We start from the raw sequence: 19,121 nt of genomic DNA, 5'->3' as shown, positions 1-19,121 counted from the left end.
GGTCAGGCGCCGGTCTCCGGAACGAGCCCGGCCGCCTCGATCCCGGCGACCGCGCAGATTTCGTCGTTGTCGGACGTGTCCCCCGAGATCCCGACCGCGCCGAGAAGACGGCCCTCGCCAGTGCGGATCAGGACGCCGCCGGGTACCGGTACCAAGGCGGCGGGGCCGGCGAGATGGGTCACGGCCGCGACGAAATAGGGCTGCGCTTCCGCGCGTGCGTGGATCGCCCGGGAGCCAAGCCCCAGAGCCAGCGCGCCGTTGGCTTTGCCGCAGGCGATCTCCGCCCGGCGCAGGGATGTGCCATCCTCGACCGAGACGGATTTCAGCGCCCCGCGGGCGTCGTAGACCACGACGGCCAGGGGCTTGAGGCTGCGGGTTCTGGCCTCCCGGAGCGCAGTCTCGACGATGGTGCGGGCGGCTTCGAGGGTCAGATCGATCATCGGTGTCCAAAACACAGGCGTCGCGTCGTGCGAAGACTGGGACTCTATGGGTGGTGACCCGGATGGTCCACTGCCTGGATGCGCGTTTCGGATGCGCGTCGCTGCGCACGTTCGGCCGCCGACACCAGGGAGCGCACATTCTGATCGTTACGGTCTCCAGTCTCAGCGTCCCGGTCTTGAGCCTGATGCGCCTGCCGGCGCAAACTCCGGATTGGACGTGATGGCGCTCTCCTCCCCGGGCGAGCACGCCCGATCGACAGTCGGGGCCGCCCTCTCGACCGGATCACGCTGGCCGCTTGGCCGAATTTCCCGTGATGCTGGCGAGGAACGCCGCGTAAGCCGTCACGACCGTCCCCGGCTGCTCGAAATGCGGAAACGCCCCGGTCGGCAGCGTCTCGATCCGCCAGTTCGGGCGGCCCGCGACCCGCGGGACGAGCCGGTAATCGACGAAGTCGCCGCGCTCGCCGTGGACCATCCAGACGGGGAGGCGCAGCCGCTCGTAGAGGCGTGTGGTATCGGTGGGGAAGAGGTGTCCCGACACGAAGCCCCAGGGCGCGTGCTCGGCTCCGGGCTGATGCGCCGAGGCGTAGTCGTAGTTCAGAAGATCCTCGTCGATGTCGGGCGAGCCGAAGGTCTTCTGTAGGAAGAAGCGCATGCTCGGTCGCGTGACCAACGCGTCGAACAGGGGCCGGCCGAAGGGCGGCCGGTCGAGGAGCCGGAGGAGCCAGTCCCGCCCCCGATGGCCGTCCGGCGGGCCTTCGCCCGAGAGCTGTCGATCGAAGCCCGTGGGGCTGATCAGGGCGAGGCTGCGATAGGCGTCGGACCGCTCGAGGCTCGCCCGCGCGAGGTAAGAAGCGGATAGGGACAGCGCCATGGCGTCGAGCGGCACCGGCCCGTGGCGCCGCCGGATTTCCTTCACCATGGCGTGGATCGCCTCCACCATCAGACGTGGCGTGTAGCGACGGCGCGACCGTTCCGAGAAGCCGAAGCCGGGCAGGTCCAGGGCGTAGACAGGCCGCGATGTCCGGAAATGGAGGTAGAGCGGACGGACCTCGTAGGCGTTGGCCGCCGCGTTGATCGAGTGGATCAACAGGAGCGGCACACCCTCGGTCTCCGCCGAGGCGTAGAACGAGAGCGCGCCGGCACGGCGCGTCGCGATGTCTTCGCGGCGCCCCGGCAGGGCCGGCGGGAGCGGCGTGCGATGGTCAACGCCCAGCCGGCTCCAGGCGAGCAGGCCCGCGGCCGAGCCGGCGAGCGTCAAGGCGGCGGCAGCCGCGGGGCGGCCGGCGCGGTGCCGGGGCGGAAGGGTCATCGGGGCACCTCGTATCGGGCACGCCGGTTCGGGCGTCGCGCGATAACGCGGGCAGCGGCGGGAAGTGCCGAGACGCGGTGTTCCGGTTTGGAGCTGAGGGGAGGTCCTACGAGGCGTGGCCGGCCAAGCTGCCGGAGCTCACGGAGGGCACCCGCGTCGTCGGCCGGACCGGCGCATCGCTCCGGCCCGCCGCCTCGCGCAGGAAATCGACGGTGGGCGGATCGTTGCGCCAAGTCTGGACGCGCTGAGAGACGAGGAGATCGCGCTCTCGCCGGTCGTAATTCGCGTACGAGGCCGCGACGAACTCCGCGCGGCTCATCGTGCGGGCCGGCCCGGAGCGCCGGGTCTCGGCCTTGAAGAACAGGGCACTGCCGGGAATCCCGTAATGCTGCGCGATCTCCGGATAGACCGGCCAGCTTCCCTGGCCGCCGAGGTCGTCTGGGAGGAAGGCGTCGAGGTCGCATTCCTCGAACGGGATCCCGGCCTTCGACAGCAGGCCCCGGGCGAGATCGGTCACGACGTAGAGCTTCGTGTGATTGATCGAGTGCATGAAGCAGCCGCGCCGCGCCCAGCGCGTCAGGTGCGTGTCGAGGTCGTAATCCGCCTGCCGGCCGAGCCCCCGCAGGTACGCCACCGACTCATCCCAGAGATCGTAATAGCCCAACCGCTCGAAGACGGGTTCGGCGAACAGGCGCAGGGCCTGCGCCTGCGAGAACCCGGCTAGGTAGGCGTAGAGCGTGATCGCCGAATGCGAATGCCCCATCGGTCCGGAAATCAGACCGTTCAACGTGACGGCGTCCTGCACGCCGACATGGACGAGATCCGGATGGTAGGCACTGAATACGATCGTCGGGATCAGCCGCACCTTGGGGTGCGTGCGCAGGGTGTCGATCGTGCCGCCGCCCTTGAAGCGGGGCAGGTAGATGCTGGAGAAGACGTGATCGTACCCGTCCGCATGCGCCATCAGATCGGCGAGGCGAGGGAACCGGCGCGCCGCCGTGAACGCCGAAACGAAATCCACCCGCCCGTCCGGCAGGAGATAGCGCATCGCCTTGGCGATCGAGCCGGCCTGGCACACGCCGATGACGAGGATCCGCGGCGATCCGGTCTGCTTCTTACGGAACTGCGCGAGGCGGTGCCGCATCCGCCAGAGGCTATCGACGGTCAACATGCGGCTTCTCTCGCACGTCCGTCACCCGTGGGCAAACCGCGACCCGCGGTAGGGCTCACGCCGCGCCTGAAGTTCAGGTTTAATCCCGTCACGCGGGGCGGTGAATGACAGACGCGCGGCGCTGTCGCCCGCTATGGCTGGCCTGTGTCTCGCGGCTGCCTCATGCCTTACGCCGAGGCGAGGAGAATGCGCATGGCCCCGACGCAACTTCCGGAAGTGATCCCGGAGATCGAGCGGGCGACGCTGCAGCGGGTGACGTGGTGGATCCTGCCGTTCCTGATGCTGGCCTACTTCGTGGCCTTCGTCGATCGGGTGAATGCCGGCTTCGCGGCGCTGCAGATGAACCATGACATCGGGCTGTCGGCGGCGCAATTCGGGCTCGGAGGCGGCCTGTTCTACGTCTCGTACGTGCTGTGCGAGGTACCGAGCAACCTTGCCATGGAACGGTTCGGCGCACGGATCTGGATCGCCCGGATCATGATCACCTGGGGGCTGGTCTCGGCCGCCATGGCGTTCGTGGTGGGGCCGTATTCCTTCTACGCGGTGCGGCTGCTGTTGGGTGCCTCCGAGGCGGGCTTCTTCCCGGGCGTGATCCTGTACCTGACCTACTGGTTCCCGCGCGCCTACCGGGGGCGGATCGTGGCGGTCTTCATGGTGGCGATTCCGATCTCGAGCTTCCTCGGCTCGCCGATCTCCGCCGCGATCCTCAACACCGACGGCATGATGGGATTGCGCGGCTGGCAGTGGTTGTTCGTCCTGGAAGCGGCGCCGGCCGTCCTGCTCGGCTTTGCTGCGTTCTTCCTTCTGCCGGATGGCCCCGGCTCGGCGCGCTGGCTGACGCCGCAGCAGAGCGCATGGCTTCAGGAGCGGCTCGCCGCTGAACGCGCCTCCGTTGTGCGGGGCGGGGCCGCACCGGCTCGGCATCTCTCGGTTTGGGAAGTCATGCGGAATCGCTACGTGCTCGCCGCTTCGCTGATCTATGCGGGCGCCTCGGGCGCGAGCCAATGCCTGTCCCTGTGGCAGCCGCAGATCATCAAGTCCTTCGGATTGTCCAACATCCAGACGGGCCTGCTCAATTCAATCCCGTTCGGCGTCGCCTCCGTGCTGATGATCCTCTGGGGACGCTCCTCGGATCGGAACCGTGAACGTGTCTGGCACACGGCGCTTCCGCTGGGACTGCTGGCACTGAGTCTTGCCGCCTCGATCGCCACCACGCAGCTGGTTCCGACGATCCTGATCCTGTGCTTGGCGGTGACGGCCACCTACACGGTGAAGGGCCCGTTCTGGGCGCTCTCCACGGAATGGCTCTCGGCCGGCACGGCTGCGGCGGGCATCGCGCAGATCAACGCCATCGGCAATATTGGCGGCTTCGTGGGCACCTATCTGCTCGGCGTCATCAAGGACGCCACGGGCAGCTATCCCCTGGGGCTCCTGCCCCTGGTCGTCCTCTCAGGGCTGGGGTGCCTGCTCGTGCTCGGCCTCGGCCGCGGGCGTAAGCAGCCGGCGCAGGTGATCCGGGCCTGACCGGATATGCGACAGCGCTTGCGGCAATGACGGCTCAGGGCCGCGCTGCAATCGTGCGCGGCACTGAAGCTTTGTCTGGGCGCTTTTCCCTGCGTAAAACTGATGTCGAATTCGGCGCAGCATCTTAAATCGTTAATCGAAGGAACGATATTCCTACGGCGCTGATATCGCATCGGTGATGGGCGTCCGTGATCGGGACTTCGACACGGTCATTGAGGCGCAACACAGAGTAAATTCCATCCTTGAGCGGACAATTTCTTGCTGGAATGGCGCTTTTTAGGCTGGGCACATCATTGACATGCCTGCGGTCGGACGTACATCCTACGACCGATAGAGCATGAAGCTCTAGGACGCATTGCCCGCGGGCATGATGACCGCCGGGTGGCCAAGGGTGAGGGCGTCAATGCACGTCCGCAGATCTGCAGCGGGACTTTAGCGCCGCCCTCTCGGCTTCCGGTCAAAAGTCCGTCTCAAGATCTGCGCGGCAGCAACTTCCAACTCTGTTCCGTCAGACTATTCTATCGAGCGCGACGTCTTCTTGCCGCGCGACGACTTATTATTGCCCTGGCGCGGAAGTTCATGCTGGCCAGCGCGAACTGATAGAATCTCTATGTTTTCGAAAATGCCCGCGACATGACAGTCGAACTCAGATCGGGACGGTAGCAACAAGTACCGACACAGCATCATGTGGGGAGGTTGCAGGTTTCCAATCGACTCTACGGTAGGAGAATGGGACATGGATTACGTACCGTCGATGGCCGCGGTCGCAGCAGCCGCGCAGAAAACGCCGCATGCTGACGCGGCGACACTGGCAACGTCGAAGGCCGTTTCGCCGGTTGAACGGACGGCCCTCGATCCCCGGTCGATCTACACGTTGACACCCGAAACGGCCGACGCCGTGCTTTCACTGGCAGGCCTGAAGGCGCAAGCGGTCAGCGCTGCCGACTTTGACACGCGGTATCTTCGCGCCACCCACGTCGCGGAGACGGCAGCGGTCGTAGCGACCGCCCCCGTGGTTTCGCCGGAGCCGACGAAGGCGGTCAGCGCCTCGATTCGCACCTGGAACGAGGATGTTCGACTGGATCACATCCCCACCCGGAAGGTCGGGACCGATACGGTCGTTCAATACGATACGCCGCGGGTGATCGCGGCTTGGAATGCGGCGTTCCCGGATATTCCCAAGCGGAGATACCGTACTCTCACGCCTGCAAATACGCATATCAGGCCGGAGACGGGTGAAACTCTGGCAGCGGCAAGTACGCCTCTCGCGGCAAGCAATATCTATCTGGTGTGCAACACGGACAATTACAGAGCCTTCAGCGAGACGCACCCCCATACCCACATCAAGTGGATCCCGGTGGACAATGAGGAGACCCTGCTGTTCTGGCCCAACGAGCAGGCTCGAGACGAAGAGGGTGAACCCAGTGCGCATCGTCACGATCCCGAATCGGGCGCGAAGGTGTGATCGGCGCAGGTCTACAACGCCGGTAGGATTGTTTCGACATGACGTGCGAAAGCGCGCGCCAAGGGCGTGGCATGGCGTTGCTCGATCCGGAGGGTCACGCCGATCCGTTCCAGCGCCGGCAACCCGCTGGCAGGCGTCAGGATCCGGAGGTCGGCCGGGACGGCGGAACGGGTGAGGACGGCAACCGCCTGGCCGGATCGAACCACGGCAAGGAGACCGGACAGGCTGCCGCTCGCATAGGCGATGCGGTAGCTACGCCGGGATCGTTCGAGCGCGGTAAGGGCTGCGCGATGATCGAGCGTGTCCGGATCGCCCAGGGCCAAAGGGACGGGATCGGCCCAGGATGAGGTTGTGTCGCGCGGCACGACCCAGACAAGATTCTCGCGCCGCAGGATAGCGCGCTCTGCAGCGAGCGGCACCGACACGAGGGCCAGATCGAGGCCGCCGCGCTCGAATTGTGCCTGAAGGCGCGGCGTCGCTGCGCAGACGACCTCGATGGCCGCCGCTGGGTGATGCTGCGCGAAGCCACGCAGCAGCGTCGGTAGGAAAGCCTGTGCGTAATCGTCCGGACAACCAAACCGCAGGCTTCCGCTCAGGCTCCCGCCGGAGAGTTCCACGAGGGCGTCGTCATGCGAGGCCAGGATCCGCCGGGCATGGACCAGCAGGCGCTCGCCCTGCACGGTCAGGACGACGCCACGGCCTGTGCGCACGAGGAGCGGTTGCCCGACCGCATTCTCTAGCCGCTTCATCTGCATGCTGAGCGCCGCTTGGCTGCGGCCGATACGGCCCGCGGCACGGCTGAGCGCGCCCGTCTCTGCAACGCTTGCGAAGCTTCGCAGGAGGTCGATGTCGAGGCTGCGTGCCATCACGATCCCTGAAGGCTCCCTTCAGAACTATAAGCTGCCATGAGGTCGAGGGCTGCCGTACCATGGCGGGCGGCGAGCTGGAGCGACCATGACGCGGAACGACGATCCGGATTTCTGGATGCGGGCACGCCGGCATCTGATCCGCTACGGCGGCACGTTCGCGCCGGTGATCATCGAGCGCGCGGAGGGCAGTTTCGTCTACGACGCCGACGGGCGGAAGATCCTCGATTTCACCTCCGGCCAGATGAGTGCCATCCTGGGCCACGGCCATCCCGAGATCGCCGCGGTGGTCGCCCAGCATGTCGGCCAACTCGATCACCTGTTCAGCGGGATGCTGACCCGGCCGGTCGTCGACCTCGCCACGGAACTCGCCCGGCTCGCGCCCGGTGCGCTCGAACGGGTCCTGTTGCTGACCACCGGAGCAGAGGCCAACGAGGCCGCCTTGCGCATGGCCAAGCTGGCTACGGGCGGCTGGGAGGTGGTGAGCTTCGCCCAGTCGTGGCACGGGATGACCGCGGGGGCCGCCTCGGCGACCTACAGTGCCGGTCGGAAGGGCTATGGCCCGGCTCCGACCGGATCCTTCGCGATTCCGGCGCCGAACGCCTACCGGCCGGTCTTCGAGAAGGATGGTGTTCCAGATTGGCGGACCGAACTGGATTACGCCTTCGCTCTGATTGACCGGCAATCGACCGGCAATCTTGCGGCCTTCCTGGCGGAGCTGATCCTGAGTTCGGGCGGCATCATCGATTTGCCGCCGGGCTACCTCGCGGCGCTGAAGGACAAGTGCGTCGCGCGCGGCATGCTGCTGATCCTCGACGAAGCGCAGACCGGGATCGGCCGCACGGGCCTGATGTTCGCCTGCGAGCGCGACGGGGTAATCCCGGACGTCCTGACGCTCTCGAAGACGCTGGGCGCGGGCCTTCCGCTCGCGGCGGTCCTGACCACGCCGGAGATCGAGGACCGCTGCCACGAGCGCGGGTTCCTGTTTTACACCACGCACGTCTCCGATCCGCTTCCAGCGGCCGTCGGCTTGAAGGTGTTGGAGATCGTCGCGCGCGATGGCTTGGTGGCTCAAGCCGACGAACGCGGCGCCCAGCTGGCCGCGCGGTTACGCGCCCTTCAGCAGCGATTTGCCTGCATCGGCGACCTGCGCGGGCGCGGACTGCTTCAAGGCGTCGAGATCGTGTCCGACCGCGCCACGAAAAGCCCGGCGCCGGAACTGGGGGATGCGATCACCCGGCGGTGTCTGGAGTTCGGCCTCAGCATGAACATCGTCCAGCTGCCCGGCATGGGCGGCGTGTTCCGCATCGCGCCACCGCTCAACGCAACCGCTGACGAGATCGATCTTGGCGTGGACATCCTGGAGCGCGCCCTCGAAGCCTGCCTGTAGCGGCGCTCAGGCAGCCTCGATCTCGGTGCTTACGGCAAGCCACTCCTCCTCGGCGGCGGCCAGCGCGCTCGCCGCATCGGCGCGCATCTTGGCGATCTCGCCGGCCTTGGCGGCGTTCTCCCGGAAGGCGGAGCCGTCCTCCAGGGCGGCGTCGATTTTCTGGATGGCCGCGGTCAGCTTCGCCATCCGCGCCTCGATGGCTTCCAAGCGCTTGCGCAGGGGCGCCAGGGCCGCGCGGCGTTCGACACCGGCCCGGCGCGCCTCCGCCTTCTGGCCGCCCGACGGCTCCGCCTCGCGCTCGGCCTCGCGGTCCGGACCGGACAGGACGAACCGGCGGTAATCGTCCATATCGCCGTCGAAGGTTTTCACCGTGCCGTCCGCCACCAGCCACAGCCGGTCAGCGCAAGCCTCCACGAGAAAGCGGTCGTGCGAGACCAGGATGACGGCGCCCTCGTAGTCGTTGATCGCCTCGACCAGCGCCTGCCGGCTCTCGATGTCGAGGTGGTTGGTGGGCTCGTCGAGGATCAGAAGATGCGGTCCGTGAAAGGCCGCCAACCCCATCAGCAACCGCGCTTTCTCGCCGCCGGAAAGTTTCTCGACGGGCGTATCGGCCTTGTTGGCACCGAAGCCGAGGCGGGCGGTGGCGGCGCGGACCTTCGCCTCGGGCACGTCGGGCATCAGGGTCCGGACATGCGCGTAGGCGCTCTCTGTGGGGCGCAACTCGTCGAGCTGGTGCTGGGCAAAATAGGCGACCTCCATCTTGGAGGAGCGTTTCACCTCGCCGGCAACCGGACCGAGGCGTCCGCCGATCAGCTTGCAGAAGGTCGACTTTCCGTTGCCGTTGGCGCCGAGCAGCGCCACCCGGTCGTCCGGGGCGAGGCTGAGATCGAGACCCGTCAACACGACCCGGTCGCCATAGCCGGCCTTCACCCGCTCCATCGCGACGATCGGCGGCGACAGGGGCTTCTCGGGGCTCGGCAAATGGATCACCGGCACGTCATCTTCGAGCAAGGCCGCGATTGGCTCCATCTTGGCGAGGCGCTTCATCCGCGACTGGGCTTGGCGCGCCTTGGTGGCCTTGGCCTTGAACCGGTCGATGAAGCTCTGGAGATGCGCCCGCTCGACGTCCTGCTTGGCCTTCGCCTTGGCCTGGAGAACGCGCTTCTCGGAGAGCTGCTTGGCGAAGCTGGTGTAGCCGCCGCGGTAGATCGCAAGCTTGCCGCGGTCGAGGTGCAGGATGTGGTCGACGCTGGTGTCGAGCAGGTCACGGTCGTGGCTGATGATAATCGCGGTGCGCGGGTACCGCTCGAGGTAGTCGTAGAGCCAGAGCGTCCCTTCGATGTCGAGATAGTTGGTCGGCTCGTCGAGGAGCAGGAGGTCCGGCTCCGAGAACAGCACCGCGGCCAGCGCCACCCGCATGCGCCAGCCGCCGGAAAAATCCGAGCAGGGGCGCGCCTGCGCGGCGGCGTCGAAGCCGAGCCCGTGCAGGATGGCGGCGGCACGGGCCGGCGCCGAATGGGCGCCGATATCGACCAGCCGCGTCTCGATCTCGGCGCGGCGGAGACCATCGGCGGTCTCGGCCTCCGCCATCAGTCGGGCGCGCTCGGTATCGGCCGCGAGCACGACGGCGTGCAGCGTCTCCGGGCCGGCCGGAGCCTCCTGCGCGACCGCGCCGATTCGCATCCCCCTGGGCAACGAGACCGCCTTCGCGTCCACCGGCAACTCGCCGAGGATGGCCTTGAACAAAGTCGTCTTGCCGGCGCCGTTGCGACCGACGAGGCCGACGCGTGCGCCTTCTGGAATCGTGAAGTTCGCCGAATCGAGAATCAGACGGTCGCCGATGCGGTAGGTGAGGTCGTTGACGCGGAGCATGGCGGCGTTCTGGCCGTCCGCAGGCCGAGAGGCAAGCGTCGCGCGCCGATCGATCAGCGCGCCGCACCTGGGACGGTCCGCCCTGTGACCCAAGCGCCTGGAGCAGCACCGCGAGACTGCGCTTTAACGAAATCGCATCATTCCCGACGCACTTTCAGGCGTCGTGCTGGTACAACAGCGACTGGATTCGGCTTTCGCCCGTCCGCGGGCGCAGCCGGAAAGCAATCTGCCCCCATCGGGGGCGTTGGTCGCGCTATAGATGCTCGACACGGCGTCAGCCGGGGATTGAAATGAGCCAAGTCTCGCGCCGGACTTTGATCCTCACCGACGACATGGACCGCGGCGAACGTCTCGTGCGCAATCTCGGCGCGGATGAGACTGTGCAGCTGCACGATCTCTACGGCGACGACGCCCCGCTTGCCGGCGCCGCTCTGATCATCAGCGACGTCAGCGCGCTCACCTCGGAATCCGTACGGCGCCTGCGGCATGCCCTGGCGATCGCACGCGGCCCCGATACGCCGTTCCTCGCCCTCATTCATGGCAGTCTCGACCGCGGTGAGATCCAGGCGACGGCCCTCGGTGCCACGCGGGTTCTTCCGGCCTCCGCGGCGAACGCCCAGCTTCTGAATGTCGTCGCCGGTCTGCGGAAGGAGGGCGGCGCCGCGCGTCCGCCGATCCGCGGCGATCTGCACAACCAGGCGGCGGCGGCCCGGGAGGTCTTCGCCACCATCTTCCGCGCCGACGGACCGCCGAATGTCGCGACCCTCGAATCCGGTGCCACGCTGGTCAATCAAGCGATCCGCGAGACCAAGATCCGCGACTGGCTCGCCGTGGTCGCGAGTTTCGATGACAACACGCATCGCCACTGCCTGAGTGTTGGCGGTCTCGCCGCAGATTTCGCGCGGACCCTCGGGCTCAACGAGACCGATTCACGATACCTCGTCAAAGGCGCGTTGTTGCATGACATCGGCAAGGCCAAGATCGCGCGCGCCATCCTGAACAAGCCGGCCCCGCTCACGCCGGAGGAACGCCGTGAGATGGATCGCCATCCCGTCATCGGCCACGCTATGCTGATAAACGGCAATTACGATCCGCTGACCCTGGCGGTTGTGCGGTCGCATCATGAATACCTCGACGGTTCGGGTTATCCCGACGGCCTGCGTGGCCAGGAGATTCCGGACCTCGTGCGGCTGATCACGATCTCCGACATCTTCGCGGCCCTGATCGAGGCGCGGCCCTACAAAGCTCCGAAGCCCGCCCGGGAAGCCTACGCGATCCTGAAGGCCATGGGTCCGAAGCTCGACGGCGACCTCGTGCGTGCCTTCGCGGCCGTCGCCAGCGCCTGCGACATGCCGCGGCACGCCACGGCCTGACGTCCGGGTCGGCGACATCGCCGGTCAGACCAGCTCCCAGGCTGTCGGGTCGCGCATCAGCGCCGCCACGAGGGCGTGATTCAGTTCGTGCCCGGTATGGAAGGCGGTGACCCGACCCTCGACCGGATGGCCCGTCAGGGCGAGGTCGCCGATCAGATCGAGCAAGCGGTGGCGCACCGGCTCGCCGGGAACGCGCATCCCACCGATGACGCGATCGCGCACGAGGAGGGCGGCCGAACGCGGCGAGACGCCCTGAAGGAAATCACGCCCCGTCACGTAGCCGAAGAGCCGGCCGCCCATGGCGCGCATGTAACGACCGAAGCTGCGCGACGGCGCGATCTCGCGCTCGAACGTCTCGGGCGTGACGGCGCCCGACCAGTCCACCGGCCCGATATGCGCGAGCTCGATGTGTCCGGTCAGGTGAAGCCCCACGCCGGGCTCGATCCGAAGGTGCCGCCGGCCATTCGTCACCGAGACGGCGCGCAGCACCCGGATGAGCCGGCAGCCGTAAGGTTGCTCGCTGCGCCCGGCGGCCCGGATCGCCTCGCACCAGGGCGTGGCGCTGCCGTCGAAAATCGGCAATTCGTCGGCGTCGATCTCGATGAGCGCATTGTCGATCCGGAGGGCGCTCAAAGACGCCATCAGGTGCTCGATGGTTCGCACTAGAATGCCCTCGTGCCGGAGCGCTGAGGAGAGGGGCTGCGATTCGCGGTATTGCCAGAGGGCCGGCACGTCGATGACGCACGCGTTCTTCACGCGCCGGCGGAAGACGATGCCGTGATCCGCCGGCGCCGGGCAGACGCGGACCGTGGCATGCCGACCGGAATGAAGGCTCCGCCCGGACCGCTCGAACGGCATCGCCAGCGTGGCCTGGAGCCGGGCGGCCTGGAGCAGCGTCGCAGAGGCGGTATCGTCGGGATTGAGGCGTGTGATCGACAAGGCGTGGTGTATCGGAATCGCCCGCTGCGACGGCTTCGGCGTTTAGCCCAGATATCTTGATTCACGCTAATAAACTCCTGTTCACGCCCGCCCGGCTTGACCGGCTAGCCCGTGCCGGTCACGATCACGCTGGCCCGAGGTCGGAACGCCGCTGAGGCGGTGTCCGGGCTGCCCCCGTCCCCAGATCTGCGGCCGGCACCCCGTTGGGCAGGTATGAAGGCCGGAGAGGCGTTGAGGGAACCGTACGGATGGCGCGGCTGGGAACGATTCCCTTCTTCAAGGATCCGGGCATCGAGCTCAGCGCCTACGAATCCCGTTGCCACTGGCGCCGCTTCGACGAGAACGAGGTGTTGGTCGACTTCGACGACATCTCCACGGACGTCTATTTCATCGCCTCCGGCGAGGTCCGGATCCTGAACCGGACCCAGTCCGGCAAGGAAGTAATCCTCGGCGAGATGCGCGGCGGCGCGTTCTTCGGCGAGCTGGCCGCGATCGACGGAATCGGACGCTCGGCCAACGTCACGGCGCTGACCCGCGGCGAGGTCTGCGTGGTGCCGGCTTCGGTGTTCCGGCAGATGGTGTTCGCCTCCGAGGCTATCGCCGACCGTCTGTTCCGCCTCCTGGCCAAGCGCGTGCGCGAGCTGAACACCCGGCTCATGGAGCACGCACTGCTCGATCTGAAGCACCGCCTCTACGCTGAGTTGCTGCGCCTTTCGGTGCCGCGGACCGGCGCCTCGGGCGAGCGGGTCGTCTCGCCGCCGCCCTATCACCACGTGCTCGCGGCGCGGATCGGTTGCCGGCGGGAGCAGGTCACCCGGGAGTTCACCGCGATGGCGGCCGAGGGGCTGGTCGACCGGACGCGGGGTGCCCTCGTCCTGCGCCGTCCGGATCTCCTCGAAGCGCGCGTCGCCGAGGCGCTGCGCGAGGATTCCTGATCCCTTGTCGGGCACGCCGCCGCGCCTGAGCCTCGACGGCCTGACCAAAAGCTATGGCACGCACCGCGCCGTCGATGCGGTGACGCTTGACCTCCAACCCGGCGAGTTCTTCTGCCTGCTCGGACCGTCCGGCTGCGGCAAGAGCACCCTGTTGCGCATGATCGCGGGGTTCGAGCGGCCGAGCGCTGGTCGGATCCAGCTCGGGGACCAGGATCTCACCGGATTGCCGCCGCATCGACGGCCGGTGAACATGATGTTTCAGTCCTACGCGCTGTTCCCGCACATGAGTGTGGCGCGAAATATTGGCTACGGTCTCAGGGGATTGGACAAGACGGCCGCCACCGCGCGGGTTTCGGATCTGCTCCGGCTCGTGCGCCTCGAGGGATTCGGTGATCGCCGACCCGAAACGCTCTCGGGCGGTCAGCGGCAGCGCGTGGCGCTGGCCCGGGCGCTCGCCCGGGAACCGAAGCTGCTCCTCCTCGACGAACCCCTCGGCGCCCTCGACCGGGGCCTGCGCGAGGAGACGCAGGGCGAGTTGCGCGCCGTGCAGCGCCGCCTGGGCACAGCCTTCGTGGTCGTGACCCATGATCCGGAGGAGGCGATGATGCTGGCCGACCGGATCGGTGTCATGGAGGCGGGACGCTTGGTCCAGGTCGGACCGCCATCCGAACTCTACAGGCGGCCGGCAAACCGCTACGTGGCGGGGCTTCTGGGTGATGTGAATCTCATTCCGGGGCGGCTTGACCCGGGAGAGGCAGGCGGGATCCGCACCGTGGAGACCGCATACGGACCGGTTCGCGGGATCGTCGCGTCGGCCATGGCCGATGGGGCGCCGGTGGTGGTGGCGGTGCGGCCGGAGGATCTGGTGATCGGCGCTTCGGGGCTCCCCGCCACGGTCGCAGAGACGACGTTCCTCGGTGATCGCCTGCGTCGGACGCTCCGCCTGCCCGATGGATCGATCCTGCGCGCCAGTGGGCGCCCGACCGACGACATACCGGCCGGATCGCAGATCCATGTCGGGTTCGCAGCCGAGACGGCCGCGATCTTGCCGGCATGAGCGGACCGCCGCGCACCCCGTTCGACCGGCTGATCCGCCTGCCGCCCTTCTTGTGGCTGGCGGCCTTCTTCCTGCTGCCCTTCGCGATCACGCTGAAGATCAGCCTGTCCGAGCCGGCCACCGCCATACCGCCCTACCTGCCGGTGCTCGACTGGCGGGGCGGCCTCGACGGCTGGTCCAGCTTCCTCGAAGCCCTGAACCTCGACAACTACGCCACCCTGTACGCTGACCCGTTCTACCGCGATGCCGCCCTCGGCTCGTTGGGCTATGCGGCGTTTGCGAGCGTCATCCTCGTGGCGGTCGGCACGCCGCTGGCCTACGCCTTGGCCCGGGCACCGACGCGCTGGCAGCCCTCGCTGGTCGCACTCGTCGTGGTCCCGTTCTGGACGAGCTTTCTGATCCGCGTCTACGCCTGGATCGCGATCCTGAAGCCGGAAGGCTTGCTCAACCTCGTGCTGCTCCGCCTCGGGGTGACGGCCCAGCCGCTCAACATTCTCAACACCGACGCGGCGGTGATGATCGGCCTCGTCTACGCCTACCTGCCCTTCATGGTGCTGCCGCTCTACGCGGTGATGAATCGCCTCGACCCCACCCTGCGGGACGCCGCCGCCGACCTCGGCGCCTCACCGACGCGGGTGTTCTGGACTGTCACGCTGCCGCTCAGCCTGCCGGGAATCGTAGCGGGCGCTACGCTGTGCTTCATCCCGATGGTCGGTGAGTTCATCATCCCGGATCTGCTCGGCAGCTCCGAGACCCTGATGCTCGGCCGCGTGCTCTGGAGTGAGTTCTTCTCGAACCGCGACTGGCCGCTGGCCTCGGCGGTCGCCGTCCTGATCCTCGCCATCGTCATCGTCCCGGTCGTGCTGTTCCGCGACAGCTTGCAGACCGGCGAGGAACGACCGTGACCTGGGTGACACGCACCGCCCTGGTCGCCGGGCTTGCCTTCCTCTACGCGCCGATCCTCGTGTTGATCGGCTACTCCTTCAACGCCTCGCCGCTGGTCACCGTCTGGGGCGGGTTCTCGACCCAATGGTACGGGGCCCTGCTGGCTGACGCGCCCCTGCTCGCCTCCGCCTGGGTCTCGCTGAAGGTCGCGGTTCTGACCAGCCTGATCGCGACGGTGCTGGGCACGCTGGCGGCGCTGGTGCTGGAGCGGCAACGCCGCTTCCGGGGCCGGGCGCTCTTCACCGGCCTCGTGCTCGGCCCGATGGTGATGCCGGAGGTGATGATTGGCCTATCGCTGCTGCTGATGTTCATCGGTATCGGCCTCGACCGCAGCCTGCTCACCATCGTGATCGCGCACGCCACCTTCTGCACCGGCTTCGTGGCCGTGGTGGTGGCTGCCCGCCTGCGCGGGCTCGACCGCTCGCTGGAGGAAGCCGCCGCCGATCTCGGCGCCGCACCGATCCGGGTGCTGACGACCATCACGTTGCCGCTGCTCGCCCCGGCTGTCGTTGCCGGCGCGCTCCTCGCCTTCACCCTGTCGCTCGACGATCTGGTGATCGCGAGCTTCGTCTCGGGGCCGGGCTCGACCACGTTGCCGATGCGCCTCTACAGCCGCGTCCGTCTGGGCGTGAATCCCGAGATCAACGCCGCCTCAACGCTGCTGGTCGGGCTCGTGAGCGTAGCGGTGCTGGTCGCCTCCTGGCTGACGGCGCGTCGGCAAAAAGGGTGACGCCGTCTTCGGCGAACATGCAAGCCGAAGGGACTTCACGGTGCTGAGGGATCTCAGCGGGGCACCGGCGATTCCACGGGCCCATGCAGCGTCAACGGAACGCGGCCTGGAAGCCGCAGGTGGATTACCGTCGCGTCCGTCTGGAACGGCTTGTGCCGTTGCCACGGCGCTTCACGACCCAGAGGCCTGCATGACTTCGGCTGGAGTCCGTCTTGCCCGGCTGTCGGTCGCAGACCGGCGGCCGTATCGATCACCGAATCGTGCGTTGCCGCACACGGCTAAGGCTCGGCCGATCCTATGACGGTGAGGACCGTCACAGATACGGCAGATGGTGAGGCATTTCACCCATGGCCCGAACGCTGACCCTGCTGTCCCTGGCCGCTTTTCTGGCTGTCCCGGTTGCCGAGGCCCGACCGGCCAGAGCACCCGCGAAGCCTCCGCTCAACGCCGCCCTCAAGACACGCGACACCGCACTCCGCGACTTTAACGCCCGGATGAATCGGCTGGACGCTTTGATGGGCGTGCCGCGCATTGTACCCCTCCGGTCGCGCTCCGCCGATGCCGGCCGCTAGCGGCCGGATCCCAGGCCTCCCGCCTCCTCGATGAACCGCGCCACGGTGTCGGCGCCGGCGCCGTCGCGCAGGGACGCGAAGACGTAAGGACGCACGCCGCGCATCCGCTGCGTGTCCGCCTCCATGACCGACAGATCCGCCCCGACCAGCGGCGCGAGGTCGGTCTTGTTGACGATCAGCAGGTCCGATCGGGTGATGCCTGGGCCGCCCTTGCGGGGGATCTTCTCACCCCCGGCGACATCGATTACATACAGGGTGATGTCGGCGAGTTCGGGCGAGAAGGTTGCGGCGAGGTTGTCGCCGCCGGATTCGATCAGCACCAGATCGAGCTTCGGGAAGCGGCGGCTCATCTCGGCCACGGCCGCGAGGTTGATCGAGGCGTCCTCGCGGATCGCTGTATGCGGACAGCCGCCAGTCTCGACACCGAGGATGCGCTCTTCAGGAAGCGCACCGGCCACGGTCAGGATCCGCGCGTCCTCCTTGGTGTAGATGTCGTTGGTGATTGCGCAGATCTCGTAGCGGTCCCGGAAACGCTTGCAGAGCTGCTCCATCAGGGCCGTCTTGCCGGATCCGACAGGTCCGCCAATACCGACGCGGAGTGGGCCATTCGATGAGGTCATGCTGCGCCTTCAGGATCGGAAGATGCGGGAATACTGGGTCTCGTGCCGGAACGAGCCGAGATCGAGACGGAAAGTCGCCGCGCCGAGGGCCTCAAGGCTCGCGTCTTCGGCGTCAGCCGCAAGCCTCGTGAGCCGTGGCGCGAGGGCGGCGATGACCCGCGTACCGGCCGCTTGGCCCACCGGCGCCGCCCGCAGCGCGGCCGAGACGAGGTTCTGCACGAAGGCGAGCCCATAGGCCGCGAGCGTCGGCCCGGGCGCCAGGCCGTGTGCCCCGGCCGAGGCGCCGACCGCCACGGGATAGGCGACCGGGCCGGGCAGATGCGGCGCGAGGGCTGAGAGCGTCGCGCAGGGCCAGGCGCCCAGCGTGGCGTCCAGAAAGCTGCGGCCCTGCTGGCTCGTCTCAAGGTGCAGTTCGCGCGAAGGGGCTAGCGCCAGAGCGAGCGCGTTCAGCGCAGCCAGCCCCTCCCCATCCTCGATCTGCGCGGCTTGATGGCCATGGCGGACCAGGATCAGGTCGTTGCGCAGCGAGCCATGCGCGCAGACATCCCCAAGCCAGTCCAAGAGACTCACCTCGTCGCGGATGTCACCGGCTTCGACAGCCCATTCCAGGCCGTGCGAATATGCGTAGCTGCCAACCGGATAGCCGGGCGACAGCCATGCCATCAGCCGGAGTGCATCCGGGACTTCAGCCGGCGGCATGGGAATGATGATGGCCGTGGGCATGATCGTGGCCGCCCGAATAAGCCCCGCCCTCGGGCTGGAACGGCCGTTTCACCTCTGTCGCAGTGCCGCCGAGGCCCCTGACCATCGCGGCGAGGACATGATCGTCGGCGATCCAGATGGTGTCTGCTCCGATCTCAGCCGGGATGTGCCGATTGCCGATGTGCCAGATCAGGCGCTTGAGGGCGTGGTCGTTCGGCGCCCGGATTTCCAGCAGATGCTCCGCGGCCGCCTCGACCCAGACCAGGCGGCCATCCTCGAGTATGAGGGCGTCGCCATCCTCGAGGACGGTGGGTTCGGGCAGGTCGAGCAGGAACCGGAGCCCACCGATGCCCCGCATGGCCACCCGCCGCCGATGGCGGTCGCCATGGTCGAGGACGACCCGATCGATGATGTCGCCGCCCGCGAGGCACTCGCGGCGTAGAACCTTGGTGGCGCGGATCATCGCGCCAGGGACCTCGTCCCACGCAGACGCTGAGCCTGTTGGTAAGCCCAGCTGCATAGGTCGATCTGGGACCTGCTCCGGACACGCGCTGGTTTGATTGCGGCCTTGGTCATGTCAAACCCCCTGTCATGCGGCCTGATGCGACGTCAAAACAGGAAGTAGCGCTGCGCCATCGGCAGCACCTCGGCGGGTTCGCAGACCAAGAGTTCGCCATCGGCGCGGACATCGTAGGTCTCCGGATCGACCTCGATGACCGGCGTGGCGTCGTTCAGCACCATGCTGGCCTTCGAGATGCCGCCCCGGACATTCTCGACCGCCACCAGTTCCTTCTGGACGCCCAGGCGCTCCCTAAGGCCGTCCGCGACGGCGGCCCCGGACACGAAGGTGAGGGCGGTTGCGAAGGGGGCACGGCCGTAGGCGCCGAACATCGGGCGGTAATGCACCGGCTGGGGCGTCGGGATCGAAGCGTTGGGATCGCCCATCGGCGCCGCCGCGATGCTGCCGCCCTTCAGGACGAGATCGGGCTTCACCCCGAAAAAGGCCGGCGTCCACAGGACGAGATCGGCAAGCTTGCCCGGCTCCACGGAGCCGATGTGCTTCGAGATCCCGTGAGCGATGGCGGGATTGATCGTGTATTTCGCCACGTAGCGCCGCGCGCGCAGATTGTCCGTGCCGGTGGCATCGCCGGGGAGCGCACCGCGCTGGCGCTTCATCTTGTCGGCGGTCTGCCACGTGCGGATGATGA

18 protein-coding genes are annotated in these 19,121 nt (G+C 67.5%); 8 read left to right on the top strand and 10 right to left on the bottom strand.

The features are described from left to right. Positions 1-2: 2 nt before the first annotated feature. From MKK88_RS04085 to MKK88_RS04075, 3 genes are all read right to left on the bottom strand, one after another. Positions 3-440 carry a GlcG/HbpS family heme-binding protein gene (locus tag MKK88_RS04085; RefSeq protein WP_243997326.1) on the bottom strand — a complete coding sequence of 146 codons (438 nt, stop codon included), beginning with the start codon at positions 438-440 and terminating at the stop codon, positions 3-5. Between the two features lie 283 nt (positions 441-723). After that, positions 724-1,752: an alpha/beta fold hydrolase gene (locus MKK88_RS04080; protein ID WP_243997325.1), complete on the bottom strand. Its 1,029-nt coding sequence runs from the start codon at positions 1,750-1,752 to the stop codon at positions 724-726. Positions 1,753-1,858: 106 nt separating this feature from the next. Further along, positions 1,859-2,923, bottom strand: a complete 1,065-nt coding sequence (locus MKK88_RS04075; protein WP_243997324.1) for a WcbI family polysaccharide biosynthesis putative acetyltransferase — start codon at positions 2,921-2,923, stop codon at positions 1,859-1,861. 192 nt (positions 2,924-3,115) lie between these two features. Here MKK88_RS04075 and MKK88_RS04070 point away from each other — a divergent pair, with 192 nt between their 5' ends. Beyond that, positions 3,116-4,447 carry an MFS transporter gene (locus tag MKK88_RS04070; protein WP_243997323.1) on the top strand — a complete coding sequence of 444 codons (1,332 nt, stop codon included), beginning with the start codon at positions 3,116-3,118 and terminating at the stop codon, positions 4,445-4,447. Between the two features lie 736 nt (positions 4,448-5,183). Further along, positions 5,184-5,912: a hypothetical protein gene (locus tag MKK88_RS04065; protein WP_243997322.1), complete on the top strand. Its 729-nt coding sequence runs from the start codon at positions 5,184-5,186 to the stop codon at positions 5,910-5,912. Between the two features lie 11 nt (positions 5,913-5,923). Here MKK88_RS04065 and MKK88_RS04060 read toward each other — a convergent pair whose 3' ends face one another. Then, the gene (locus MKK88_RS04060) at positions 5,924-6,778 is read right to left on the bottom strand and encodes a LysR family transcriptional regulator (protein ID WP_243997321.1); all 855 of its coding nucleotides are present in this window, start codon (positions 6,776-6,778) and stop codon (positions 5,924-5,926) included. Positions 6,779-6,866: 88 nt separating this feature from the next. Here MKK88_RS04060 and MKK88_RS04055 point away from each other — a divergent pair, with 88 nt between their 5' ends. Then, positions 6,867-8,168, top strand: a complete 1,302-nt coding sequence (locus MKK88_RS04055) for an aspartate aminotransferase family protein (RefSeq protein WP_243997320.1) — start codon at positions 6,867-6,869, stop codon at positions 8,166-8,168. A gap of 6 nt (positions 8,169-8,174) precedes the next feature. On the opposite strand, the gene MKK88_RS04050 is transcribed toward MKK88_RS04055, so the two are convergent. Beyond that, positions 8,175-10,040: an ABC-F family ATP-binding cassette domain-containing protein gene (locus MKK88_RS04050; protein ID WP_243997319.1), complete on the bottom strand. Its 1,866-nt coding sequence runs from the start codon at positions 10,038-10,040 to the stop codon at positions 8,175-8,177. 290 nt (positions 10,041-10,330) lie between these two features. On the opposite strand from MKK88_RS04050, the gene MKK88_RS04045 reads away from it, so the two are divergent. Continuing rightward, the gene (locus tag MKK88_RS04045) at positions 10,331-11,413 is read left to right on the top strand and encodes an HD-GYP domain-containing protein (protein WP_243997318.1); all 1,083 of its coding nucleotides are present in this window, start codon (positions 10,331-10,333) and stop codon (positions 11,411-11,413) included. A 24-nt stretch (positions 11,414-11,437) separates the two neighbouring features. Here MKK88_RS04045 and MKK88_RS04040 read toward each other — a convergent pair whose 3' ends face one another. Continuing rightward, complete coding sequence (locus tag MKK88_RS04040) at positions 11,438-12,352, bottom strand: UDP-3-O-acyl-N-acetylglucosamine deacetylase (protein WP_243997317.1); 915 nt, start codon at positions 12,350-12,352, stop codon at positions 11,438-11,440. Between the two features lie 248 nt (positions 12,353-12,600). Between MKK88_RS04040 and MKK88_RS04035 the strand changes: the two genes are divergently transcribed. The 4 genes from MKK88_RS04035 to MKK88_RS04020 are packed head-to-tail and all read left to right on the top strand — an operon-like array spanning position 12,601 to position 16,019. Next, positions 12,601-13,287, top strand: coding sequence for a Crp/Fnr family transcriptional regulator (locus MKK88_RS04035; protein WP_160534294.1), 687 nt, complete (start codon positions 12,601-12,603; stop codon positions 13,285-13,287). Positions 13,288-13,291: 4 nt separating this feature from the next. Next, a complete protein-coding gene (locus tag MKK88_RS04030) occupies positions 13,292-14,344 on the top strand; it encodes an ABC transporter ATP-binding protein (protein ID WP_243997316.1) in 1,053 nt (350 codons plus the stop codon). Further along, a complete protein-coding gene (locus MKK88_RS04025) occupies positions 14,341-15,249 on the top strand; it encodes an ABC transporter permease (protein WP_243997315.1) in 909 nt (302 codons plus the stop codon). The genes MKK88_RS04030 and MKK88_RS04025 overlap by 4 nt, the downstream gene beginning before the upstream one ends. Beyond that, entirely contained in the window at positions 15,246-16,019 is a 774-nt protein-coding gene (locus tag MKK88_RS04020) for an ABC transporter permease (protein ID WP_243997314.1), read from the top strand. The genes MKK88_RS04025 and MKK88_RS04020 overlap by 4 nt, the downstream gene beginning before the upstream one ends. A 568-nt stretch (positions 16,020-16,587) precedes the next feature. On the opposite strand, the gene ureG is transcribed toward MKK88_RS04020, so the two are convergent. From ureG to MKK88_RS04000, 4 genes are all read right to left on the bottom strand, one after another. Beyond that, positions 16,588-17,211, bottom strand: coding sequence for an urease accessory protein UreG (gene ureG / locus MKK88_RS04015; RefSeq protein WP_243997313.1), 624 nt, complete (start codon positions 17,209-17,211; stop codon positions 16,588-16,590). A 9-nt stretch (positions 17,212-17,220) separates the two neighbouring features. Next, on the bottom strand, positions 17,221-17,934 hold the full coding sequence (locus MKK88_RS04010) for an urease accessory protein UreF (RefSeq protein ID WP_243997312.1): 714 nt from the start codon (positions 17,932-17,934) through the stop codon (positions 17,221-17,223). Next, positions 17,897-18,376 (bottom strand): urease accessory protein UreE, encoded by a 480-nt coding sequence (locus MKK88_RS04005; RefSeq protein ID WP_243997311.1) that lies wholly within the window; start codon positions 18,374-18,376, stop codon positions 17,897-17,899. Before MKK88_RS04005 ends, MKK88_RS04010 begins: the two co-directional genes overlap by 38 nt. Before the next feature lie 146 nt (positions 18,377-18,522). Next, on the bottom strand, positions 18,523-19,121 hold a 599-nt coding region (locus tag MKK88_RS04000; RefSeq protein WP_243997310.1), incomplete at its 5' end, for an amidohydrolase family protein.

This window comes from Methylobacterium sp. E-005 (assembly GCF_022829725.1).
Lineage (GTDB): Bacteria > Pseudomonadota > Alphaproteobacteria > Rhizobiales > Beijerinckiaceae > Methylobacterium.
This window is presented reverse-complemented; position numbering and strand designations above follow the sequence as displayed.

What these genes read in the sequence shown, in the direction of transcription:
- MKK88_RS04085 (WP_243997326.1), bottom strand. Translation starts at nt 440, where the DNA reads ATGATCGATCTGACCCTCGAAGCCGCCCGCACCATCGTCGAGACTGCG.
- MKK88_RS04080 (WP_243997325.1), bottom strand. Translation starts at nt 1,752, where the DNA reads ATGACCCTTCCGCCCCGGCACCGCGCCGGCCGCCCCGCGGCTGCCGCC.
- MKK88_RS04075 (WP_243997324.1), bottom strand. Translation starts at nt 2,923, where the DNA reads ATGTTGACCGTCGATAGCCTCTGGCGGATGCGGCACCGCCTCGCGCAG.
- MKK88_RS04070 (WP_243997323.1), top strand. Translation starts at nt 3,116, where the DNA reads ATGGCCCCGACGCAACTTCCGGAAGTGATCCCGGAGATCGAGCGGGCG.
- MKK88_RS04065 (WP_243997322.1), top strand. Translation starts at nt 5,184, where the DNA reads ATGGATTACGTACCGTCGATGGCCGCGGTCGCAGCAGCCGCGCAGAAA.
- MKK88_RS04060 (WP_243997321.1), bottom strand. Translation starts at nt 6,778, where the DNA reads ATGGCACGCAGCCTCGACATCGACCTCCTGCGAAGCTTCGCAAGCGTT.
- MKK88_RS04055 (WP_243997320.1), top strand. Translation starts at nt 6,867, where the DNA reads ATGACGCGGAACGACGATCCGGATTTCTGGATGCGGGCACGCCGGCAT.
- MKK88_RS04050 (WP_243997319.1), bottom strand. Translation starts at nt 10,040, where the DNA reads ATGCTCCGCGTCAACGACCTCACCTACCGCATCGGCGACCGTCTGATT.
- MKK88_RS04045 (WP_243997318.1), top strand. Translation starts at nt 10,331, where the DNA reads ATGAGCCAAGTCTCGCGCCGGACTTTGATCCTCACCGACGACATGGAC.
- MKK88_RS04035 (WP_160534294.1), top strand. Translation starts at nt 12,601, where the DNA reads ATGGCGCGGCTGGGAACGATTCCCTTCTTCAAGGATCCGGGCATCGAG.
- MKK88_RS04025 (WP_243997315.1), top strand. Translation starts at nt 14,341, where the DNA reads ATGAGCGGACCGCCGCGCACCCCGTTCGACCGGCTGATCCGCCTGCCG.
- ureG (WP_243997313.1), bottom strand. Translation starts at nt 17,211, where the DNA reads ATGACCTCATCGAATGGCCCACTCCGCGTCGGTATTGGCGGACCTGTC.
- MKK88_RS04010 (WP_243997312.1), bottom strand. Translation starts at nt 17,934, where the DNA reads ATGCCCACGGCCATCATCATTCCCATGCCGCCGGCTGAAGTCCCGGAT.
- MKK88_RS04005 (WP_243997311.1), bottom strand. Translation starts at nt 18,376, where the DNA reads ATGATCCGCGCCACCAAGGTTCTACGCCGCGAGTGCCTCGCGGGCGGC.